The 23,074-nt window shown below is 57.0% G+C and carries 20 protein-coding genes; 14 read left to right on the top strand and 6 right to left on the bottom strand.

Annotation, left to right across the window (positions count from 1 at the left end; translation table 11 throughout):
• Nucleotides 1–83: 83 nt before the first annotated feature.
• Nucleotides 84–1,598, bottom strand: coding sequence for a matrixin family metalloprotease (locus K227x_RS11015; RefSeq protein ID WP_246146738.1), 1,515 nt, complete (start codon nt 1,596–1,598; stop codon nt 84–86).
• A gap of 374 nt (nt 1,599–1,972) precedes the next feature.
• The gene (locus K227x_RS11010) at nt 1,973–2,584 is read right to left on the bottom strand and encodes a hypothetical protein (RefSeq protein ID WP_145169539.1); all 612 of its coding nucleotides are present in this window, start codon (nt 2,582–2,584) and stop codon (nt 1,973–1,975) included.
• Nucleotides 2,585–2,882: 298 nt separating this feature from the next.
• On the opposite strand from K227x_RS11010, the gene K227x_RS11005 reads away from it, so the two are divergent.
• Entirely contained in the window at nt 2,883–3,116 is a 234-nt protein-coding gene (locus K227x_RS11005; protein WP_145169538.1) for a BON domain-containing protein, read from the top strand.
• Nucleotides 3,117–3,170: 54 nt separating this feature from the next.
• Entirely contained in the window at nt 3,171–3,944 is a 774-nt protein-coding gene (locus tag K227x_RS11000) for a DUF1353 domain-containing protein (protein ID WP_145169537.1), read from the top strand.
• Nucleotides 3,945–4,157: 213 nt separating this feature from the next.
• On the opposite strand, the gene K227x_RS10995 is transcribed toward K227x_RS11000, so the two are convergent.
• From K227x_RS10995 to K227x_RS10985, 3 genes are all read right to left on the bottom strand, one after another.
• Nucleotides 4,158–5,495 (bottom strand): outer membrane protein assembly factor BamB family protein, encoded by a 1,338-nt coding sequence (locus K227x_RS10995; protein WP_145169536.1) that lies wholly within the window; start codon nt 5,493–5,495, stop codon nt 4,158–4,160.
• 270 nt (nt 5,496–5,765) lie between these two features.
• A complete protein-coding gene (locus tag K227x_RS10990) occupies nt 5,766–6,236 on the bottom strand; it encodes a TlpA family protein disulfide reductase (protein ID WP_145169535.1) in 471 nt (156 codons plus the stop codon).
• Nucleotides 6,237–6,418: 182 nt separating this feature from the next.
• Nucleotides 6,419–7,018 carry a hypothetical protein gene (locus tag K227x_RS10985; RefSeq protein WP_145169534.1) on the bottom strand — a complete coding sequence of 200 codons (600 nt, stop codon included), beginning with the start codon at nt 7,016–7,018 and terminating at the stop codon, nt 6,419–6,421.
• Between the two features lie 802 nt (nt 7,019–7,820).
• On the opposite strand from K227x_RS10985, the gene K227x_RS10980 reads away from it, so the two are divergent.
• The 4 genes from K227x_RS10980 (at nt 7,821) to K227x_RS10965 (ending at nt 12,931) form a co-directional block, all read left to right on the top strand.
• Complete coding sequence (locus tag K227x_RS10980) at nt 7,821–9,365, top strand: C cytochrome precursor (protein WP_145169533.1); 1,545 nt, start codon at nt 7,821–7,823, stop codon at nt 9,363–9,365.
• 92 nt (nt 9,366–9,457) lie between these two features.
• The gene (locus K227x_RS10975) at nt 9,458–9,718 is read left to right on the top strand and encodes a hypothetical protein (RefSeq protein ID WP_145169532.1); all 261 of its coding nucleotides are present in this window, start codon (nt 9,458–9,460) and stop codon (nt 9,716–9,718) included.
• A gap of 120 nt (nt 9,719–9,838) precedes the next feature.
• Complete coding sequence (locus tag K227x_RS10970; protein WP_145169531.1) at nt 9,839–10,738, top strand: GGDEF domain-containing protein; 900 nt, start codon at nt 9,839–9,841, stop codon at nt 10,736–10,738.
• A 6-nt stretch (nt 10,739–10,744) separates the two neighbouring features.
• A complete protein-coding gene (locus K227x_RS10965; protein ID WP_145169530.1) occupies nt 10,745–12,931 on the top strand; it encodes a serine/threonine-protein kinase in 2,187 nt (728 codons plus the stop codon).
• Here the strand turns inward: K227x_RS10965 and K227x_RS10960 are convergent.
• Nucleotides 12,923–14,317, bottom strand: coding sequence for a hypothetical protein (locus tag K227x_RS10960; protein WP_246146737.1), 1,395 nt, complete (start codon nt 14,315–14,317; stop codon nt 12,923–12,925). The genes K227x_RS10965 and K227x_RS10960 overlap by 9 nt on opposite strands.
• Before the next feature lie 201 nt (nt 14,318–14,518).
• On the opposite strand from K227x_RS10960, the gene tssK reads away from it, so the two are divergent.
• The 8 genes from tssK (at nt 14,519) to K227x_RS10920 (ending at nt 23,037) form a co-directional block, all read left to right on the top strand.
• Nucleotides 14,519–16,015 (top strand): type VI secretion system baseplate subunit TssK, encoded by a 1,497-nt coding sequence (tssK, locus tag K227x_RS10955; protein WP_246146736.1) that lies wholly within the window; start codon nt 14,519–14,521, stop codon nt 16,013–16,015.
• The gene (locus K227x_RS10950; RefSeq protein WP_145169528.1) at nt 16,015–16,671 is read left to right on the top strand and encodes a DotU family type IV/VI secretion system protein; all 657 of its coding nucleotides are present in this window, start codon (nt 16,015–16,017) and stop codon (nt 16,669–16,671) included. The genes tssK and K227x_RS10950 overlap by 1 nt, the downstream gene beginning before the upstream one ends.
• A 19-nt stretch (nt 16,672–16,690) precedes the next feature.
• Nucleotides 16,691–18,523, top strand: coding sequence for a type VI secretion system protein (locus K227x_RS10945; RefSeq protein WP_145169527.1), 1,833 nt, complete (start codon nt 16,691–16,693; stop codon nt 18,521–18,523).
• A 127-nt stretch (nt 18,524–18,650) separates the two neighbouring features.
• On the top strand, nt 18,651–19,724 hold the full coding sequence (gene tssA, locus K227x_RS10940) for a type VI secretion system protein TssA (RefSeq protein WP_145169526.1): 1,074 nt from the start codon (nt 18,651–18,653) through the stop codon (nt 19,722–19,724).
• 65 nt (nt 19,725–19,789) lie between these two features.
• Complete coding sequence (gene tssB, locus K227x_RS10935; RefSeq protein ID WP_145169525.1) at nt 19,790–20,314, top strand: type VI secretion system contractile sheath small subunit; 525 nt, start codon at nt 19,790–19,792, stop codon at nt 20,312–20,314.
• 68 nt (nt 20,315–20,382) lie between these two features.
• On the top strand, nt 20,383–21,885 hold the full coding sequence (gene tssC, locus K227x_RS10930; protein WP_145169524.1) for a type VI secretion system contractile sheath large subunit: 1,503 nt from the start codon (nt 20,383–20,385) through the stop codon (nt 21,883–21,885).
• A gap of 55 nt (nt 21,886–21,940) precedes the next feature.
• On the top strand, nt 21,941–22,420 hold the full coding sequence (locus K227x_RS10925; protein ID WP_145169523.1) for an Hcp family type VI secretion system effector: 480 nt from the start codon (nt 21,941–21,943) through the stop codon (nt 22,418–22,420).
• A 20-nt stretch (nt 22,421–22,440) separates the two neighbouring features.
• On the top strand, nt 22,441–23,037 hold the full coding sequence (locus K227x_RS10920; protein ID WP_145169522.1) for a type VI secretion system baseplate subunit TssE: 597 nt from the start codon (nt 22,441–22,443) through the stop codon (nt 23,035–23,037).
• Nucleotides 23,038–23,074: the final 37 nt, after the last annotated feature.

The following is a 23,074-nucleotide window of genomic DNA, read 5'->3' as shown; positions in this document are numbered from 1 at the left end:
TTTGCAGGCGACGCTGGATTCAGCACAGCCTCCTTTCACTCGTACTCGCGCGTAGGCGACTGGGCACCGGGCGTGACGACAAGCTATCGGCGACCGGCCAATCGTCCAAACGCGGTAAACACGGCATCCGCAGACCGGTGGTGGCCGCGACCATGGTGGCCGTGACGTCCAAAATCGACTGGATCGTTACCGCTGTCATGGGCCAGGCCTTCCGAAATGAAGGCACTGAACTCATCGAACGAAACGCCATCATCACCGTCGGTGTCCGCAGGTGAAACCTTCGCCCAAAATCGATCCGACACCTCCGTTTCCACCAACAGCCCATCGCTGTCAGCATCCTTTTCATTGAACGATTCCTGGGCAGCCGCTGTCACCGCAAGTTCAAGTTCGGCAAGTGATACGAAGCCATCGGCATTTGTGTCGGCTTCGAAATCAGCCAGCTTTGCCCACAACCGATTGGGCACTTCGTCTTCCGAAAGCGCCGCGTCGCCATCCGTATCGAAACGCGTGACCAGCGACTCGGCGTCATTGCCGAACAGACCCACGTCGTAGCGGTGTGAACGATGTCGGACACCGGTGTCGCAAAACGGGTCACCATTGGTGTCATCCACCAAGCCACCGTCATCGATCGTTTCGTCGCCGTCAACTTCGTCAACGACAATCGCGGCGTCGTCGATTGGTTCGGTCGCCTGATCGAAATCCACGATGGCTACATCCGCAGAATTTTGCTGCATCGAATTGATCACGGCCAACGCATCCAGTGCAGACGTATTGCCGTCGCTGTTGACATCCGTCGGATGGACATAGTTGTATTCAGGTGTTTCGGCATCCAGTCTTCCTCCCCATCGATGCCAGCCACCACCGCGACGCCAACGATTTCGAGGGAACCGATCGTCATCGCTGTCGCTTGTGTCGGTGTTCGTTTCAGGCGTCGGCGTTTCGTCGACGGGGGATTCATCACTGGGAACCTCGTCGACCGGCGATTCCGAACCGGTCACGACATCGGCCACCGCGTACAGATCTCCGATCGCGACCGCGTCGCTGGAATCCAATCCGTTGAACGACTGGCTCGGCGAGACAAAGGGCGCCAGAACGCTGCCCATCGCCGCCGTGTGATCCAGGCCTAGCGAGTGACCGATCTCGTGCACGGCAACGTAGACCAAGTCGAATGCTTGGTTCCCAAGCGAATTACCAACTTCCCAAGCGTCGGCGAGATCGAATTGAACATCACCGGCGATACGATCGGAATTGACATCGTCAGGAAAATAGGCCTGGGCAAGCGTGCCGCCGACGCCGTCGATCCTGGTAAACGACAGGTCGATCGAGTCTCGCAATCCAGATTGATCGGTAGGCGTGAACGTGATGTCAGCCACGCTGGCCCACGCGTCGAGTGCCGTTTCGATCGCCGCGTTGGTTTCCGCCTGTGTCAGTGAATCAGGCGAATTGGCGATGTGGTAGGTCAGTTCCGCGCTGCCCAACCCCGGACCATCCCAGCCCATACTGGCGGCTAGTAGCCGTCGAGCTTCCAACGGTTCAGCAGACAGTCGACGACGTTTGGACCCGCGTCGCTGCGACAACAAGGTGGAAAATTTTGACATGGGACATGCATCCGTTGGAGAGATCAGAACGAAAGACCTGCCAACTGCGCACCGGGAACCTTGCGAAACCGGACTACCGGGCAACTCGCTCGCCTGGTTTCGGTGATCACCAGACGCTTGGCAGCAGTTCACTTTCAGCGATCGACCGCATCGGATGCGTCGCCGACGCTGGTACGCGGGGCAGGCGTTATCCGTAAAGGAACTTTCTCGCTACGAAACGTCACGAAATTTGTCTCATTTTCCGCATATCCGCTCCGCAGGAGACTGAAGCCCCGAGAAATGCGGCATTGGCAGTTGCCTGATCCGCGAACTTGGCACGCCGCTTGGGGAACAGAAACGGCCGACATATCCGACCGTGTATCACCAGAAGGGGACTACGCCGACGCGTCCAAATTCCCACCACCACGCTTCAAGAACGAACCGGGAAACGTATCCGGCCGAACAGATGAACCAGTACGGCTAGTGCTTGTGCCGGTGCTTTGCTGCTGAAGCCACTCCAGATACGCTTCGATCTCACTCGTTTCGGTGGTTTCCGTCGTCTCGGTGCTTTCGCTTTCAGAGCCTTCGGGTGGTGGTGGCGGTCCACCAGCACGTCGCGGCCCTCCACCTGGTCCACCTGGTCCACCTGGTCCGCCGGACTGCGACTCTCCGCCCTGCTGCTTTGATCCCGACGCCGCCGGAGTTCCAAGCTGAGAGATGAAGCTGTCTGAATCGATTCCGTTTTCGGTCAATATCTGGCTCAACGCATCCTTTACCTGAGTCGGCGCTACCAGAGAACCAGAACTCTGAAGTGCTGCGACAGCATCGCTCAGTTCTGTTTTGATCTTCGCTTGATCTTCGCTCGACACGCCTTCTTCACTCAGGAAAGCGGTCAAGGATTGGTCCAGTCGTTGACCGGGACTCGATCCACCGCCGCGTTGGCCCTGTGCAGTGGATTGGCTGGCGAATGACGCAGACGATGCTTGGCTGGATGATATCGGGTTCATGGGAATTCCTTTCCGTGGGTGCACTCGAGAGAACTTTGACTGCTGACCAATGCGTCGTCCGCGACGGGACAGGGCCAAGTGTTCCGAAATGAAAGATTGCTGCGGGGGGGATTTGCCGGATTAACGAACCACTGGCGACGGGCTTAACGTTGGGCAACTCACCGCAGCACACCCAAACGGTGGAAGATCACGCCAATGCCGATCGTTCTTTGCGGAAACCAAATCTTTCTTGGCCCCGGACGAAGCCTCCCGACGCATTGCTAACTGAAAAATAGCAATTGCACCGAATAGGCTCCCCATGCATATGACCATCAGCACGAACGAAGCGGAATTAGAACTGCGAGTCAAACGGACTCTTGCCCGTCTTGGCTTCCCGCTCGTCGCAGCCCATTCGCCTGCGGCTGGTCAAATCTCACTCAACGGCAGCGTTCCCAGCACCGACGATCGGTCGCTATTGACGGCGCTGACCAAAACGGTTCCCGGTGTTTCCAGCGTGGTCAATGAAACGATCATTGTGAAACCGGCTAGCTGATACGCTGCAGACGAATCACCCATCAATTTCTTTTGAACTGCTACGAGGGAACGGATGCCACGTATCATCGATCACTGCTACTTCGCCATCATCGTCTTGGTGGGATGTGGCCCCAGTTCTAGCCCGGTAACGGTTTCGTTCGGCCAGTTCGAAGGAGAAGTCGTTGCCCAGTGGGACGCAAATGGCCGCGACATGACCTTGCGTGAACCGATCAGCTTCATCGATCCGACGGACAAGCGATGGGATGCCCCAGCCGGATCGGTGGTCAACGGCGCATCGATTCCCGCTGCCTTTTGGTCGCTGATCGGTGGACCGTTCGAAGGGAAGTACCGAAACGCTTCGGTAGTGCACGACGTTTACTGCGAACAGATGAACGAGCCCTGGGAAGACGTTCACCAAATGTTCTATCAGGCATGCCGAAGTGGCGGCGTCGACGAAGCTCAGGCCAAAGTCATGTACTATGCGGTCTATCACTTTGGTCCACGATGGGAATGGGGCGTGGAAGCCGAAGTCGCATCGGGCCCCATTCGAGAGGCAGACGCGGAACGCCGAAGCCGCGGCGCCCGACGTCTGACCCGATACCAACCAACCCCGCCAACCGCCGATGAAATCGAACAGGTCCGCGATTTCGTTTTGGAAGAAGACCCGACTCCTAGCCAGATGCGAACGCTGGATCGCGACCAATTGCACCGACGACCAAGACGCGGCGATCGTTCACGCCCCAACCAAACGCCGATGCCCCAACAACAAATGGACCGCAGCGCCAGTAGCGACATCAGCCAACGCGGCGAAGCATTTCGTAGCGGAAGTCGTCAAGATTTTCGGTGACCCCAAATCCCAGACCAATGCTCTTGACGGTTCGTCGATTGAATGAGCCGCTTTGGCGATAGCCTCGGTTTCGTCACTCGAGAACCGGGCTATCGCCCAAACGGCTCACATTCAGATTAGCAACTGGATTCCATCGACAAACCAGTGACTGTTCCGCGACGGGTAACCGCCCGAAGCATTTCAATGAATGCTTTCCAGCGCAAGCGACCGCGATCAATCGTTCGCAAGACAGAACAGTTTCTCGGCACGCTGCTGGCCGTCACCGGTTCCGACCCGCAGAAAAATGGCATCACCGGCGATCGCCGGACTGGCATAGCAGTCGTCGCCTAGCTGGTTTTTAGAAACCAATTCGAACTTCTCGCTGCTGGCTCTGAACACATAGCCATTGCCCGACAGGTCACACACGTAGACGTTCCCGCCAACGACGACGGGAGAACTGCTGAAGTTGCCGCCGAGCCGTTTCTTCCAGTGCTCGGTGCCGTCGGCGACATCCCAACAATACGCGATCCCATCATCGCTAACCGCATACAGGTTTTCACCATCGGTCACCAACGATGGCTCGTACAGCTTGGTGCGGTTCGACCAGACGCGTTTGCCCTTGGCATCCAGACACACCGTTTCTTTGTCAGGATATCCACCGGACGCAAACACGTGACCGGCCGTTGCGATCGGGGTCCCGCAAGTTGCCTCGGAAATGCATTCGGTTTCCCAAATCAATTTGCCGGTCGCCGGTTCATAGCTGGTCATCCGATCCATTCCGGTAATCACAACCTGGTCGACGCCATCCAGCGTGACCAAGGCGGGGCTGGAATAGCTGCTGACGTTGCCACGCGAACGACGCCACGCGACCTTTCCAGTCCGCACATCCAATCCGACGATGTAACCGCCGCCACCATTGTCTGCGGCGACAATGACGAGCGACTTATACAGGATTGGCGATGGTGCGTACCCGAACTTCGATACAAAGGCGCCAATGTCAGTTTGCCAGAGGACTTCGCCGTCGATCGCCAACGTGGTCACCCAAATGTGGTCGTTGTTTAAGTGGGCTGTGATCAGGTGATCCCCGTCGCAGGCGAGCGTGCCATTGGCGTTGGTGGCCTTGCGATGAACCGCCCGATCCGAAGGCAATCCGCCCGAGTGGACGACGGTTTTCCATCGTTCGTGTCCATCGTTGCGGTCATAGGCCAACACGAACTGTTGTGCCGGATCCGTTGTCGCTGAACCCAACACGACCAAGTCACCCACGACAATTGGGCTGCCATGCCCGCGGCCGGGAACATCGACCTGCCAACGGACATTCGCTTCGGCACTCCACTGAATCGGGATCGATTCAGATGGATCCAACGATCCCGTTCCCGATTCCCGACGGACTTGACCGCCAACGCCGCCCCGCCACTGCGGCCAAGCAAGATCCAGGTCGTCGCCGTTGACGAGGTCTTCAATTGTGACGCCGCTTTCACCGACACTGACCTCGACCACCGGCGTTCGCTTGCTGCATCCCAACGTTGACATACCCAAACATACGACAGCGATGCAGAGAACTTTCTTCATATTCTTCATTCGATTTTCAGCGGCCCGAATGGGATCTTGGTGGAAGAGGTGACGCCGAAATTCTTATCTGATCGCCAGCGTATCGACCCAAATCATTCTCAGCCGTACCAGTCACATCCGCAAGCCGCATCCGCAAATCGGCGCAACCAGATCGCACGGGCTACCAAGATCCCGTCCAGCCAAGCACAAGGCACCCGCAATCCGGTGCCCGGTCAGGCAGTCGATCGCCTTTGCAACCCGAAACCCCGTGGTTTGCAACCTGCACGCGATTCAAGGATCGGCTTGGTCAAGAATCAACTGTAAAGTGGATTCGTCACCCTCTGCAATGCGTCCGTCGGGGTCGATCAACACGACGGTGCCAAGCCCCGGGATTCCATATCGTTCCCAAGTGTTGAACGTCGTATCGAGCACGATAGGGAATGGAATTTTCTTTCCGTTCCAGACATTGGCTTCAATCGCCGACAACGCTTTATCCAACTTCGAAACGTCGTCGATTTCGCCGGACCAATCGATGCAGACGCCAATCACCTCGAATTTCGATCGACGGTCCCAATTCCAGTCAAATGCAGTCCCGTCCGACTGCCTCTGACTCCCGTTGGCACTCCAAAATGTCGAAACCGATGCGTTGTCGACCGGCTTTTCATCGGAGTCACCCACGTGCCCAAAGACCGACCGGTATTGCGACAATGCAACTTGAGTGCTGAAGGCAAGTAGCAAACTCAGGGCGGTCAGTCGATTCATTGTGATTCTATTGGCCGAAAGAAGATTGCACGAAAATGTTCAACGGTGGGAACTCGCAGACAATCTGGCAGTCAAGGAAACTCATTGGCTCGGACCTCGATTTGTTCCAATGGACGAATACTTGAAGTCACTCGGGACCGGAAACAAATCGCCCATGGTTGCTGATGCCCCAGCGACGAAAATCACGTTTGCTCGGCGACTTCGCCTTGATGCCTCTGCGATCCGTCGATCGATCGGCCCGAATCGCCTTCGGCGTTCGCTGAACGCCGGCTCAGAAACAAGCCCAGCAAACAGATCGGAACACCGAGTATCCCCACGACCAACGCAACTCCGAAGCCTCCAAGCCGGGACCATAGCTCTTGCTCCATTGTGCGGTTCGATACCGTGACGATTCTGTCGCGTCCAACATCGTCGACATCCAACTGGATCGTTGTGGCCAATGGAACGTCCACGTATCCAACGCTCGTCTTTTCATTGTTTCCAATGCTCCAGTTCTGTGACGCGTCGGGAACGAACTTAAGTTCTTCGCCGCTAGCGTCGCGAACGGCAATCCTAGCGTCATCAGGCCACTCTGCATCATATTGAAGACGCTCACCGTCAAACATCGTCCAGTGGTTGTCCCACACGTAGTACCGTCCCGGCGAATCGATCTCGGCGGTAACCGTCCCGGGCACCTTGGTCTGCGGATCAAGCGCAGCCCCATCGATCAACTCGACTAGGGTGAAGGCAAAGATTGCGATGCCCCCGACGATAAGTGCAAAACCGAGTGCCGCAATGCGCATCAGCGTCCTTTCGCGATTCGGGGAAAGATGTTGGCCGACGAGCGATCAAGTTCACGCGGCGGGTGTGGTCCTAGAGGACTTTAAAACTAACACGGCTGCCCGCTGACGTGCAACGTTTGGGTCATCGTCGTCATTGATTCGGGGTGACGCCCCAATCATCGAATTCGCAGTCGTGGCGGAAACCAAGATCACACAACTGACGCGTCCAATCCACAACAACGGCGTCATCCATCTTCATCTCTTCCGTTTTCCCAGACCGCGAGACAAGATGTGCAACGAACAGGAAGATTGCGGAAGGAGTCAATCGACGTCGGCAAAAACCGCAATCGATCATCAACGGGTGCCGAGGCGTCGACAACTCGAAAATTCCTTTTGACCGAACCTGACGGACCAATCGGCAGCCGCTGAGGCATCCATCAACACATGAACCAGACGATATGAAAGAAGCCAGCGAACTTCGTCGGACGCCTTTGGCGTTAAACCAAGGAATTCATCGTCGTTCGGGATCAGCGAGAACCAGAATCTGCGATTGCGACCTCAGCAAATGTTTGCCGATTTGATGGACGAGACGCGTATTGCATTCACTTGGGGGCGATGGGTGTCCGAATGGCGGTTGGGCCCCGGCGCAACATCCGGGCTGGACTTCTCGCTAGACGGATGCGTTTTGCCCGCGTATGGCGTTGGCGGGAAACGGCTGCCCGACCGTTTCCCGCTCTCCCCATCGGCATGCATGGACAGCGATGGGTGTTACACTGCGACAGTGAGTGGCAGGCGGTGATGCTGCGATGCCAGGACCACACGCATGGAAACGGAAACGGAGCGAGAGATGTTCAGCCGCGGCAAACTGATTCTAGGAGTCATCATCTTGGTGGCCGTTGGGTACGCCCTGATGCGGCCTGCGCCGGATGCCGGCGACCAATTCGAATCACTGCGGCGGCGTTCGGTACAGCGAGACACGGGGGCTCTGAATCAGAAGGCCAAAAACGAGATCCAGCGGTGGAACCAGAACACGTTGGACGGGATTGGAATGCCGCCCCCCAGCGATTTGGCGGTGTCCTATATCGGCGATGGCGACTATTGGTTCGTCGGAAAACTGCGGGATGGCGGTGGGGTAGAGATCCCGTTCGCGCCGGGGAAGATGCCTCGGCAACCTGACGAAGCGTCTGACAAGAACGATGTGGAAAGCCAGAGCCTGGGGTATGTGGGGCCGGATGTCTGCAAGCGATGTCACGAAAAGACTCACGCCTCGTTCATGCAGACCGCGCACTCGCAAACCTCGAAGTTCGTCGACCAGATGGCGATGCCTGGGCAGTTCGAACCACCTGAAAATCGCATGTCGACAAGCGACGCCAATCTGTCGATCGAAATGATCCAGTTGGAAGATGACTATTTTCAACGCGTACGTTTCTACGATTGGTATGTCGACGTGCCGATGCAGTTGAGCTTTGGGTCCGGAAACTTGGCACGGACGTTCGGCTATTGGAACGACGATCGACTGTACCAGCACAACGTGACTCATCTGACGAAGTCAAACCGCTGGATCAACAGCCCCGGATTTGTGGATGGTGATGCGGCCTATGCGCGGCCCATCCCGGCACGCTGCATGGATTGCCACGCAACGTTCTTTGAACCAACGGAAGAAACGAAAGAAAGATCCGCTGACGAACAGGCAAAGTGGCGATCCAGCGGCGGTGGAAACGAGTTTGACCCGCACTCGCTGATTCTGGGAGTCTCCTGCGAACGATGTCACGGACCAGCCGCTGAACATGTCGCCTATCACGACCGTCACCCCGATGCCACCGAGCCACGTCATATCGTGCAACCGGCTGCTTTGCCCCGACAACGGCAGCTGGAGATCTGCGGCCAATGCCACGCCGGTTCAACGGATCTTCGCAGCGAACCGTTTACCTACCGTCCCGGCGACAACCTGCTGGATCATTACTATCCGGCCCCCGAAGGCAGCGATGGAGGCAACAGTGTGCACACCAGCAACCAGCTTTCGCGTTTACAGGTGAGTGAATGTTTTTTGGGTTCCGACATGACCTGTGTCGCCTGCCACAACCCACACGAAAACCAACGCGAACAAACCAAGGCCTATTCGGCCAGTTGCCTGGAATGCCACCAACAGCAGGGCTGTCATTTCGTTCCGCCTGACGGCATCACACTTTCGGATGACTGCGTCTCCTGTCACATGCCATCACGCCCCACCAGCGACCTCCGATTGCAATCGGTCGTTGGCGACGTCTTCCCGATCCTGAAGGATCACTACATTCGCATCGACCAGCAAGCAACGACAGAGTTCCTAGAACGACACAGCGGTTCCAATGAAGCTGAAAAGCAGCCCTAGGCTGCGAAGAGTGCAATCGGGCCGACGGTGAGGCCGAGCACAACCGAAGAGCCACCGCAGTTTGGATCGGCGAAGTGGTATGTGAACGTTCGATGCACGTCACTGCCGATCAGGCAGCCTTTCCCATACGTAGGGCGGCCTTTCCAGGCCGTCGCTGGCACGAAACATACTTCGACGACCTGGAAAGCCCGTCCTACGATGTGACGAATCGATCGCTGTCGACCGGCGATGGGTGTCGCGGCGCCACACTTAAGCCGGACAGTCCGCATAATCGCATCGACGGTGACCGCCAGATCAACTTGATGGCGTTGGCCAACCGCGATCACGACCGCTACGCCGAATCGGCAACCTAGGTTCCAACCAGTTCCGAGACTGCCTTGTTTTGGGCACGCTGGCTTTGACGAGCCTGCAGGTGTTGAGCAGGCAGTCGTACCGGAGGGCTAGGACCGCCTGCTAGAAAAGGCTTGAATACGATGACACAAACAATGTTTCAGCAGACCGTTGCTGCGATCGCTCTGGAAAGTGCGCCTGGTGTAAATCAAGACACCGTCTGTCTATTGCAAATCCATCCGCTTGCGATCGATGCAGGCCCCGTGGCGATCAATGAATTCCCATTCGTCATTGGTCGTGATGCATCGTGCAACCTAACCATTCACGACACGTCCATTTCGCGTCGCCACAGTGTGATCGAGCGAACTGACACCGGATTTACGCTGCGGGACCTGGGCAGCACCAACGGCACCTACGTGGGCGACCAAGAAGTAACCCAGCACGCATTGGTTGCCGGTGATCAGATACGTCTGGGCAATCGCATCTTCAAACTTTTGACGTCAAACCATTTCGAGTCGCAGTATCACGAAGCCGTCTATTCGATGATGACTCGCGATGGCCTGACCGGTGTATGGAACAAACGCTACTTCACCGAATCGCTAGAACGCGACTTGAAACGATCCCAACGGAATGGCCGCGCGATCTCGCTGGCCATCATGGATATCGATTTCTTCAAACAGGTCAACGACACCCATGGGCATCTGGCCGGCGATGAGGTCCTGATTGAACTGGGCGAAAGGATCCAGGCTGAACTTCGTGGCGACGAAATTTTCGCACGGTTCGGCGGGGAAGAATTCGCCATCATCTTGAACGAAATGCAACTCGAAGACGCTATCCGCGCTGCAGAGCGCTGCCGCATCGCGATCCAATCGCGACCTTTCCAAACGTCCGCCGGACCACTGGATATCACCATCAGCGTTGGTGTCGCGGTATCTTCCGACGAATCGCAGCTAGCAACCGAGTTCATTCAGAATGCGGACGCCGCTTTGTACGAAGCCAAGCACGATGGACGGAACCGAGTCAGCTACCACCGTCCGGTTTGATTTCCTGTGATCGAACTGGAACCATCCAACGAAAAGACCCGTGATCTTCGGGTCGGCGCCGCGATCGCAAGTCCGGCCCCAACCACCGTCGAACTCGGCCAAGATCCTGTCATCGGCCGAAACATTGGAAACTATCGGATCGATTCGCTTATCGGTCGCGGTGGCATGGGAAGCGTCTACCGCGCCCACCAATGCTATCCGGTTCAACGTGATGTCGCGTTGAAGCTGATGACTTCGGAAGTGTTTGGATCCACCCCATCGAACCACGAGGCGCGTGCTCGGTTTGTCGCCGAAGGCCAAGTATTGGCTGCGATGCACCACAACGAAATCGCGTGCCTATTCGACGCGTCGACGTCGGACCGCGGCGAACCATACTTTGTGATGGAACTGGTCGATGGAGTGTCGCTGGCGACATACTGCCATCAGCACAGGTTAACGATCGAGCAACGAATCCGGCTGGTTCAACGAATTTGCCGGGCAGTCCATGCAGCCCATCAAAGCGGCGTCGTCCATCGCGATTTGAAACCCGACAACATCTTGGTGTGCCAGGGCAGCGACGGACCGATGATCAAGATCATCGACTTTGGCATCGCCAAGGTCATCCAAGGCCACGACACGATTGTCTCTGGCTTGACCGCCTGTGACCAATTCATCGGTACACCGGGATACCTTAGCCCGGAACAGGCTGTCGGCAATGATGTCGACGCACGTGCGGATGTGTTTTCGATTGGCGCCATCCTGTTTGAACTGCTGTGCGGATCGACCCCGATCAACCAGCGAGACACCCCCTTTCGAGACTTTTCGGCGCTGCGGCGATTGACCGAAAACCACGAAACGCCACGTCCGAGTGCGCGAGTCCAGTCTCTTGACGCTTCGCAACAGCAAGAACTAGCGTACGGATGTCGCACCAGTCTGAGCCAATTGGTTGGCGAGTGCCAGCGAGACCTCGATTGGGTGGTGCTAAAATCGTTAGCCCCCGACCGCATTCACCGATACGCAACCGCGGCAGATTTCGCAGACGATCTTCAGCGGTTCCTCGATGACCAGCCCACCCAAGCTGCGGCACCGACGCTGCTGTATCAGACACGCAAACTGATTCGGCGACGCCCGGCAACCGTGTTGGCGGTGGCCGCCGCTTGCGTCGCGATCGCCAGCGGAATGTTGCTATGGTCGGTCGAATCGATCCGAGCGATGGATCGAACAAGACAAGCTTCGCTGCAATCCCGCCATCTGCTGGACCAAGCCAGGATGCTGCAGATATCCATCGCCACCAGCAAGTCCAAACCGACCAGCAGTCTGGTCCATGCCGCTGTGACGCTGGAGCAAACGCGACAACTGCTTCGCGATCAGCCACAGTTGTCGGCTGCCCGAGATCGACTGAACCAGTTGGAGACGACAATCCATACCGACGAATCCGCCTTCGATCTTGTATCCGCGCTCGATTCGTCACGACTGACCACGACGTTGCACAACGAAGGTCAACAGGACTCGGACTTTGGTTCGGCGCGTGCCATCGCCCTCATCTCCGATGCGTTTAACTCATTCGGCCTGAACGTCGACACCACGCCTCCGCGACACGCGGCAGCCAAACTGCGCCAAGTACCGCGGTTTCTGCTGCAGCACATCATCGAATCACTGGACTTCTGGATCGGCGAGCAGTTGGCGATCTCGACGGGACTTGCCACCCCTTGGCCTGCCGACGTGCTGTCGTACCTGGACACAGACCCTCTGCGGCAACGCCTCCGGATGGCGATTCTAGCCGGCGATCATGCCGAACTGACGCGTATTGCCGAAGATGGGTTGGATCAACACTTTCTGCCATTCAGCCGCGTGCAACTGGCCAACGCACTGGCCGCCAGTGGCAAGCATCCGCATGCAATCGCTGTGCTGCGGCGCGGACAAGCGTCCCACCCCAGCGACTTTTGGGTGAACCATACCCTGGCAACCATGCTGTCGCGTCACCCTTCGGCGGATCCACAGGTCGACGACAATCGGGATTCGTTGCACTACTATGCCATCGCCGTTGCGTTGCGCCCCGAGGCAACGGGGGCGTCGCTGAATCTAGCTGAAAAACTTTGGTCGCTGGGGCATAAGACGGCAGCGTTGGCCGAGGTTCAACGCATTCGCAAGATTGATTCCAGCGTGGATCGCCCCAAGTGGGCGAATCAGGAAAGTCCGGCCAAGTCAGAATGAGAGCCGTGCATCGAACACGAATCGCGTATCAAACCATTGTTCGTCGGCGATGGTAAAGCCTGTCGCCACCCCAAACTCCCACAGTCCCAGATCGCTTTTGGGCCCCAACACAAAACGGGCCCCCGGGTAGACTTCGATCGCGGTTTCGCCGTCAACGCGTTGAAATGTCGTCGGACTGGTAGCATTCTGACCGCCGAACAGAAAGGAAAGCGTTTTGATTTCTAGCGTAGGCAGAAACGCGAACACGTCACTTTCGGCTGCGATCGTGCTAATCCCCCAGCCGGTGGACAGCACATCGCCCGCGATTCCCTCGGTGCCTTTCAGGGGCATCCAGTATTTCAGTTCAGCGAACGCATAAGTTTCCGGACGCAGGCAGTGTCGTCCAAGCAAGCCATATTCAAGCGAAGTGTGGCCGGTTCCCAGACCTCTTTTGACTGGTCCCGTTGCCAGATAGGTCCGAAAGACCGTCGCGACCTTGGTGCGTTTCCCGTCCACCAATAGTGCCTGAGCACCGATCACCATATCCCCGAAACCGGTGGTGTTGTCGTTGATTTCCGGGTCCAGCGAACGCATCGTGTACTGAGTCAACACCATTGCTTTTTCGTTGCCAACCGCAAGCCGAACCGACAAGTCTTGTGCGTTCAGCCCGGTTTCCGGACCCGCCGGTTGCCCCCAGTAGTACTCGGCACGATCGGGCGTCTGCAGTCCGTCATCCAGTTTCAGCCGCACGCCGAAATGAGGCACCTGGATCGCCGTGTCCAAGACATTGGGGGCAAACATGACTCGTTCATAACCGATCCCTCGGTCATGGGTTCGTTGCTTTCGAAAGTTCGCTCCGATCATGAAGCGTTCGAAATCGATCGGGAGGGAGGGTCCGCGAAAATTCTGCCAAGGAGTCCATTGGCAAGAAACGCCGGGCGAAGTTGACTGACAACCGCAGGTCCCGTCACAAGCGAGGCCTTGATCGCAGCCGCAAGGGCCGGTGCTGGTCGCGGCATCAACACTGCCGGGGAAAGGTCTCTCCGGCGAATCGGACCAAAGAATCGGATCCATCGCACTCGGCCCGCTAATCGAGATCCCGCTGGTGTCGGGCTGGATTGGAACGGGCTGGATTGGAACGGGTTGGATCGGTAGCGGCTCGGCCGGAGCAACCTCGGTTGGGGTCAGATCAACGGGGATTGGTGCAGCAGGAATGCCCTCTGCTGCGGGTGCCAGCAACAGCGTCTCTTCGATCATCCCGTGTTGGTCCAGCGACCCGTCGTCGAGCATCGATTCGCGCAGTGGCGAATCCAGCCGGATATCCCACTGGGCCGGCGCTGGAAGCGACAGCAGCGAGACCAACAGCATGTTCGTCAGCAGCAGTGCGGTGAAAACAGTTTTGGTCACACTTCGGCGCGGGCTTCAAAGAGACATAGGTTCACTGAGCGATGAGGGCAAGTCGGCGACGCGCCGTGAAACTCATTCACGTTGACTCTACTGGCATTATCGTCTGGAAGTGTTTGCATGAATTAGCTAATCTACGCCCGATTAGACACGGCGAGTCAAAATGATTTGATGAACGCCGCCAATCATTCGGAAAGGAATCCGATGCAGAATCTTGCGGTCCATTGGCACGAAGGACTCTTTCTACGCCCTCATCATTTGCAGGCGTGGGACCGGCATTGGCACGAAAACCAAGCGGCCGCCGATCGCTGGCAGAACCCATACAGCTATGGTTTGGCCAGCATTTCGATCAACGCAGACGCCCTGGCATTGGGATTCTTCCAGTTGGATGGAGTTCGCGCCAGGATGCCAGAGGGCACCATGGTCGAATTGGCCGCGGGTGAGTCGACCGAGCGGGTGGACCTGCGGGCCGGCTTCGCGGTTTCGTCTTCTGGAACCTCCTCTGCCACAGTTTCCAACGCCGGTGGTGCCACCATCCCGATTAGCGGCGGCGACAGTGTCGACGTTTTTCTGGCGGTGCCCCGACTGCAACTAGGTTCTGCAAATGTTGCCGAAGGCGATCAAGGCGAAGGCACACGATACCGCCAACTGCAAATCCACGTCCCGGATGAAAGCGACGGATCGAGCGTGGAACCGGTGATTTTTCGCCGCGTCAACGCGACGTTGATGCTGTCGACGGACGACTTGACCGGCTACGACGTTCTGCGAATCGCTCGAGTCAAACGGGGCACCGTGGGCGGATCGATCGCCGAACTCGATGACCGATTCATCCCATCACTGATGGATTGCGCTGCGTGGCCACAGATGCGTCAGCGGTTGCTGCGACCGATTCACGACCTGATGATGCTAAAGATCGAACTATTGTCCAAACTGGTCAACGATCACAGCGTTGGCATGGACGCTGATCAGCCCGGCGACCTGCAACGAATTCTGATGCTGCAATCGCTGAATCAAGCGGCAGCCGTGATTGGTGTGCTGGCGCAGTCCAGCGGTGTGCACCCATGGGCGGCTTACGTAGAACTGAGTCGCCTGGCTGGTGCGCTGGATCTGTTCAGCGAGAGCCGTTCGCTGCAATCGATCGCCGCCTATGACCATGACGCGATCGGCCCACTGTTTTATGCATTGCGAGCCCGGATTGAGTCGCGAATCGCAGCGGTAGGACGCAGTGCCTATCAGCAGCGTTATTTTGTCGGCGCCGGGTTGGGAATGCAGGTCAGCCTGGATCCCCAATGGCTGACAAGCAACTGGCAATGCGTGATTGGTGTTCGTCGCGGAAAGTTGTCGACATCGGGACTCGAAAAGATTCTGTCACCCGGTTTCCTGGACTGGAAACTAGGCAGCGCAAGGCAGGTCGAAGCTTTGTACAACAAACGAGCGATGGGCTTGGAACTGAAACCGCTTCGAGAGGTCCCGCGATCGTTGCCATCCCAGTCCGACTGGAGCTTTTTTGAGATCAGCGGCAGTGGCCCGGCTTGGACCGACGTCTTGGATACCGGCACCATCGCGATGCGATTACGAGAACAGTTGATCGAAGACCATCGTCAATTGGCGGGAAATCAAACGCTGAGCGTTCGCGTCGACAGCCACACCGTTTCGCTTCAGTTCGCGATTTATGCGATCCAACGAACTGGGAACGTTTGATGAAGAAATCGCTTGATCAATTCGTGGATGATTACTTTGAATCGCTGCTTGCCGTGATCGATGCGATCCAGGCGGGTGAGTCGGTGGATCCGGTCAGTTTGAACGATGCCTTGACCGGGCGTATCAAAACGGCTCGGCAGAGTCACTTTCACGATGCTGATTGGGAATCCGCCATCTACGCGTTGGTCGCCCTGACCGATGAGTTGATGCTAGACATGCCATGGTCAGGTCGAGTTTGGTGGAATGACCACGTAATGGAAGCCAGTACGTTTGGGTCGCGCATTTGCAGCGAACGTTTTTACCAACTTGCCACCGAGGTCGCTCGTGATGCGGCTTCCCGCGCCCCTGGCAACAACGTGCTGCGGGTGTTCCACGACTGTGTGTTGCTTGGATTTCGCGGTGTCTACTCGGTGCCCGAGCTTTCCACGTCCACGACAAAGGAACTTGGGATTCCACCGACGATCGAAGACTGGCTGGCAAAAGCGCAGATGCATCTCTCAGAAGATACCGGCGGAGACCGCCCAGCTCGCCAACACCGCCAACTCGGCGGGGCCACACCGAACACAACGCGCCGCAACATCGTTTGGTGGACTGTCGCCGCAGGCCTGATGCTGATCGCAAATGTGGCTGTGTTCTCCTTAACGCTTCGATCCTGAAAAGCCTAAAGAATCATTGATGTCTGATGACGCCAAGCCAAGCCTTGCGCAGCGTGTGAAATCGCGCCTAGAACTTTCGTTGGCGGCGATGGTTGCTTTGCTGGTCGGGACGTTCTTGCTTTGCCTGGCGCTGGTGGCATGGCTGGTCTATTCAATCGACCCCACCCGCATCGCCTGGGGCGACTACATGACGCTAGGACGTAGCGTCGGCCTATTGGTCCTGTGGGGACTCTCCTGTGCCGTTACCTACTGGACGGTACGGATTTGGATGAACGAGGTCCCGCCTGGCGATGTGCGAGTTCGCCAAGGTTGGAACGCCGGAACCAAATTACTGGCTCGACACGGCATCGGGCTATCCGAACTTCCCTGCTTTGTGGTCCTTGGCTGCGAAACGCGACATCAACAGGATGCGTTGATGGGCAGCGACGGGTTTACCGTAACCCACCCATCATCCGGTGCTGCGCCTGCAATCGATTGGCATGTGACCGAAGAACGGATCTTGATCTTCTGTCGCGACATCGGCGTGTATGGCGGTCTGCTTCGCAGTGGCGACAAACGTGCCGGCACTGGATCCCCAACAAACCAACTTTCTTTCGTTGATGCCGATGGCCGAAGTCGCGTTCGCGCATCGGTTGATGATCCAGGAGTGCAAGATTCCGCCGCACCGACAAACCAGGATGACCATCCATCCAAACATGAACTGGATTCCGAACATCAACAGCCCGGTGACGTTGAACGGGGCGGCGAAGATGATCCCGTTGCCAGCGAAGAATCGGAACTGGGAAAGGATGCGTTCGAATCTGACGACCTAGGGGACGACAACGACGGACACTCCAACATCGGACCTGATTCGGTTGCCATCGCATCGCCGCGTGCCAAGACCAAAATCACTGGTACAAAATCAGCTACCATGACCAGCGCGATGCGGACACTCGACCACGCCCGTTCGCTGGTCCTGGACGCCCAATCGATCACGCCGGAAACCGTTCCTGCGCGTTCAATCCCCGACTCGCTTTCGTCGACCAAGACATCCGCATGCCAGGAACAGATGGCGGAATTCTGTGCTTGCCTGCGATCTGAACGCTTTCCTCATGCCCCCATCAACGGCACGTTGGTGCTGGTCGACTCCGACGCGATCACCGACCGCAGTTCGACGTCAAGTGAATCGGGGCGAATCCTGGGGCGTGCGATACGCAGCGACCTGGATCAAATGCAGGCCGAACTGGGGATCGCAAGTCCGGTCACGATGATGGTCACCGAAAACGATCACGCCGATGACTATCACGAATTGCAGCGGCGACTGCGGATGGTCGAACAGGAAACATCGCTACCGCTGGGCCGCGCGTTCGTGTCCGAAGAAATCCCCACCGTGGACGCGATGAACGGACTTGCGACCGACGCCATCCGAATGATGGAATCTCGCGTGCAGACGGTGTTCCAGACGCCTCGATCGTTGAGCCAGCCCCAGAACTACCGACTGGTACGCCTGTTGATCCAATGCCGGCGTTGGCACACGTCACTGCGCAGTTTGTTGGTGGAAAGCTGCGCCGTTGCCACGGTATCGCAGCCCCAAGCGGTTCATGCAGTCAATCCAACGGGCGACCCAGGAATCGTCAGCGGCATGTTCGTCGCTTCGACCGCGGCGGGTACATCGGGCGGCTCGTCCAAGATGGGTTGCTTCTTTGAACCAGTCCTTCGTCACATGGTCGACCAACAGAATCATCTGGCTTGGACATCGAGCGAACGACAACGCTGCCGTCGACACCGCAACGTCGTCAATGCGATCATCCTGGTAACCGCCGTCTTGCTAGCCATGCTGCTGGCTCAACTGTTCTGGTTGTTCTGGGCCTAAAATCGCAAAAACCGTCAAAAAGACGTCAAAGTGACTCAGGCCTTCGCGTGATAAAGTCGATTCAACCGTTAACACCATCACTCAATTGCGAGGGTGGGCACGAAATCGAACGCGAAGACACAAGCAAATGCCGGCTGTCGAACGCCAATCTCTGACCACGTCGCTTTCATCGAATTCGCCATCCGGCGTGAATCTCGAGTACGACCCGCGGTTCGTCGAGATGATGCGACTCAGCGAGGGCACGCGAGAGCAACAGTACGGCCAGACGATCATTGCCGCGCAGGGCCCCGAGTGGAACACCATCCACCAACTGGCATCGGAATTGGCAACCGAAACACGTGACCTGCGTGTCGCCGTACTGCTGATCGAGACTCTCACTCACCGCGAGGGTCTAAGTGGGCTGGCCGATGGCTTGGGCTTGCTTCGCGATTGGACCTGCAATTTCTGGTCCGACATCCACCCACAGCTTGACGCGTCCGACAACAACGATCCGTTCGTGCGAATCAACTCGCTGGGCCGACTGTGCGAACCGGAACGACTGCTGACCATGATCGGCCGAATCGCTCTGGTCGAAGCTCCACCTCATGTGACCGTTACCGTGGACGATGTTCGTCGTTCCAAAGGCGATTCCGCGAACATCGCAAATGCCGATCGCCCGACACCGATGGAAATCGAGGCCGCCTTTTTGTCGTTGTCGGTAACCGAACTTCGACAGCGATATGAAGTGTGCCAACGCGCCGATGGCTCGCTGTGCCAAACCATCGAATTCCTTGACCAAACGATTGGCACAGGAGCATGGGACGCAAGCACACTGATGAACAAGGTCGCAGGTTGTCGCGACATCCTAAAGAACCAACTTCGCCAGCGTCTGTCGGTGTCCGATGCCATCATCAAGGACGTCAGTTCGAACACCAACCAAGCAACATCTGGCGAAGAAGTGCGAGACGACTGGAATCCCGACGACGTGGATCATTCCATCCCCGAGATCACTCGCATCCGTGTGGAATCTCGCGAAGACGCCGCGCATGTCCTTCAAGCGGCCATCAAATATTTCGAACAGCACGAACCATCCAGTCCTGTGCCGTTGCTGTTGCGTCGGGCTAGCCGACTGATCAATCAGGACTTCGTGGGCATTATCCGTGAACTAGCACCGGATGCGCTCGCGCAGGCAAGAAACTTGGCGGGTGACTTCGATGAGTGATCGCCAGAAACTGAATCTCTAATTTTTTCACGCGCCTCGACGTTAGAAGCAAAAGGGTACATCACATGTCCGAAAGCAGTCAGAAGTTTATCTCTCGCAATCGGCCGCCTCGTGTCCAAATCGAATACGACGTGGAAACGTACGGCTCGGAGAAGAAAGTCCAACTGCCATTCGTAATGGGTGTATTGGCCGACCTATCGGGTAACCCATCCGAACCGCTGCCAGACGTTGCCAATCGCAAATTTTTGGAAACGGACATCGACAATTTCGACGAACGATTGAAGTCGATGAAGCCACGTGCTTCGTTCCAAGTTGCAAACACGTTGACCGGCGAAGGCAACCTCAGCGTCGACCTGACCTTTGAATCGATGGACGACTTCACGCCTGGACGCGTGGCCCAACGTGTCGAGCCGCTTGAAAAACTGCTGAACGCACGCACCGAACTGTCGCACCTGGTGACCTACATGGACGGAAAGACCGGAGCCGAAGAATTGGTTTCGCGACTGATCAGCGACCCTGCCTTGCTGAAAGAACTGACCGAAAAGCCATTGGATACCGACACGGCCAAACCTGAAACGGACGCAGCCTAACCCCATACCCTTCACGGCAACCCACCGATTGCCGCCTGTAAACCAAAACAAGACCAGAGGAATCAAGGATGAGCGAAACCAAATCGGAAGCACCAGAGGCTCCCGCAGATACTGCTGCTGCCATCACGCTGGACACCCTATCCGAGCTATTGGAAGCCGAATTCAAGCCGCGCAGTGATGAAGCCAACTTGGCAGTCACGACCGCCGTCAACACGTTGGCCGCGCAGCTTGTCACCACCGAAATGGTTGCTTCCAGCGACGCCATCAAAACCATCGAAGCTCTGGTCGCGGAAATCGATCGCAAGATTGCCGAGCAGATGAATGAAATCCTTCATCACGAAGCATTCCAAAATCTTGAAGGTGCGTGGCGAGGACTTTCTCACCTGGTCAATAACACCGAAACCGACGAGATGTTGAAGATTCGCGTCTTGAACATCTCCAAAAAGGATCTTCACAAGACGCTGAAGAAGTTCAAGGGCACCGGCTGGGATCAAAGCCCGCTGTTCAAGAAGCTGTACGAAGAAGAGTATGGCCAGTTCGGCGGCGAACCCTACGGCGCACTGATCGGCGATTATTACTTTGACCACACACCGGTCGATGTTGAATTGTTGGGCGAAATGGCCAAGATCTGCGCCGCGTCGCATGCACCGTTCATCACCGCGGCCAGCCCGTCGTTGATGCACATGGGATCCTGGCAGGAACTGAGCAACCCGCGCGATTTGACCAAGATTTTCCAAACGGTCGAATACGCGTCGTGGACTTCGCTTCGCAACGACGAAGATTCGCGTTACGTTGGCCTGACGATGCCACGTTTCCTGGCTCGCCAACCCTACGGTGCGGCCACCAACCCCGTCGAAGAGTTTGCGTTCGAAGAGGACACCGCAGGCCCGGACCACAGCCGATATGTGTGGTCCAACAGCGCCTACGCATTCGCGGTCAACATCAACCGATCGTTCAAAATGCACGGTTGGTGCTCGCGAATTCGCGGCATCGAATCGGGCGGATCGGTCGAGAAACTTCCTGTCCACGTCTTCCCAACCGACGACGGCGGAATCGACATGAAGTGCCCCACGGAGATCGCCATCAGTGATCGCCGGGAAGCCGAACTTGCCAAGAACGGCCTGATGCCATTGGTGTTCCGAAAGAACAGCGACCTGGCAGCCTTCATCGGCGCCCAGTCGCTGAACAACCCATCGATCTTCGAAGACGATGATGCGACCGCGAACGCACGTCTTTCCGGCCGACTGCCTTACCTGTTCGCCGTTTGCCGCTTCGCTCACTATTTGAAGTGCATCGTTCGCGACAAGGTCGGTTCGTTCAAAGAACGATCGGACATGCAAATCTGGTTGAACAACTGGATCAGCCAATACGTCGACACGAACCCGGCGACGGCATCCGAATTGGACAAAGCCCGCCGACCATTGGCTGGCGCAGAAGTGGTTGTCGAAGAGATCGAAGGAAACCCGGGCTACTACAGCGCCAAGTTCTTCCTGCGACCTCACTATCAACTCGAAGGCTTGACCGTCTCGCTGCGTTTGGTCAGCAAGTTGCCATCTGCCAAGGCTGCCTAACATCGGTCGGCACTCGGCATCCATCATTCCCAATCATTCACAGTGAGAGTAGCAAATGATTCTGTTAAAGTTTAAAAAAGAAATCAAAGGCGACGCAGCCGCATCAGGGTACGAAGGCCAGATCAAACTGACATCAACTCAGTTCAGTGCCTCTCGATCCGTCGGCGTGCCTTCGGGCAGCGCGGCACGCGAAACGGGTGCACCGACTTTCTCGGAAGTCCACTGTTCCAAAGATTTCGACATCGCGTCGACGGAACTGTTCATGCAAAGCGTTTCCGGTGCATCCCTCGAAGAAGCCTCGTTGACCTACCTGCAAACCGACGGCGAAGGCGGTCCACAGGTGTACCTGGTCGTGACCCTGACCGACCCGATCGTCACCAGTTATTCCCACAGCGGCATGATGGGCGACAAGCCTAGCGAGTCGTTCGCGTTGAACTTCACCAAGATCTCACTGGCGTACACACAGTACACCGGCGAAGCAGCAGTGAAGGCATCGCCGAAGGGCTGGAACCTTCTAGAGCAGAAAGCAGCCTAGTCCCAACTGGACTCTTCCGCATGTTACCGAATCAACGGATTGATCGTCCCACATCGTCGTTGCTAGATCGATTGATCGGCAATCACGATGGTGCGGACGTTGCGGTACGCTTTGCGAGAAGCCAAGCGGCAGGCGAAGAAACGTCCGCGATGGCCTCGTCCATCGTACCGTCATCCAACGCAACGATCACGCGGCGCCAACAGAGGAAACAGATCGGAATCCTGCGAACTCAGATTCAGCGAGACCTGCTCGCTCTATTTGCAACGCGGCGACTATCCGAGGACACCGATCTAGAGGCGTGGCCGTTGGTTCGCAACAGTGTGCTGAACTACGGGATCCCCGATCTGTCGGGATCAACCGGCAGCAGCATCAACACCGGAAAATTGCAGCAAGAACTGACCAGCGTCATCAAGAGTTTCGAGCCGAGACTGAGGCCCGATACCTTGACGGTCACTTGCCGCGTGAACGAGTTTTCGATCGGCGACTTGACCGTCGATATCGAAGCGTTGTTCGGTCCAGCCGACGGGCTGGAAACATTTGCGATGGGCATCGCCATCAACCTGGGCAGCGGTCAATGTCACGCGACCGATCCCAGTCAGATTCGACGGGCAGGCTAGTTCATTCGCGTCGAATGACAAAACCGAAGCCCGATTC

It is taken from the genome of Rubripirellula lacrimiformis (assembly GCF_007741535.1).
Taxonomy (GTDB): domain Bacteria; phylum Planctomycetota; class Planctomycetia; order Pirellulales; family Pirellulaceae; genus Rubripirellula; species Rubripirellula lacrimiformis.
Note: the sequence above shows the minus strand (reverse complement) of the source record. Positions and strands in the feature narration are given on the sequence as shown.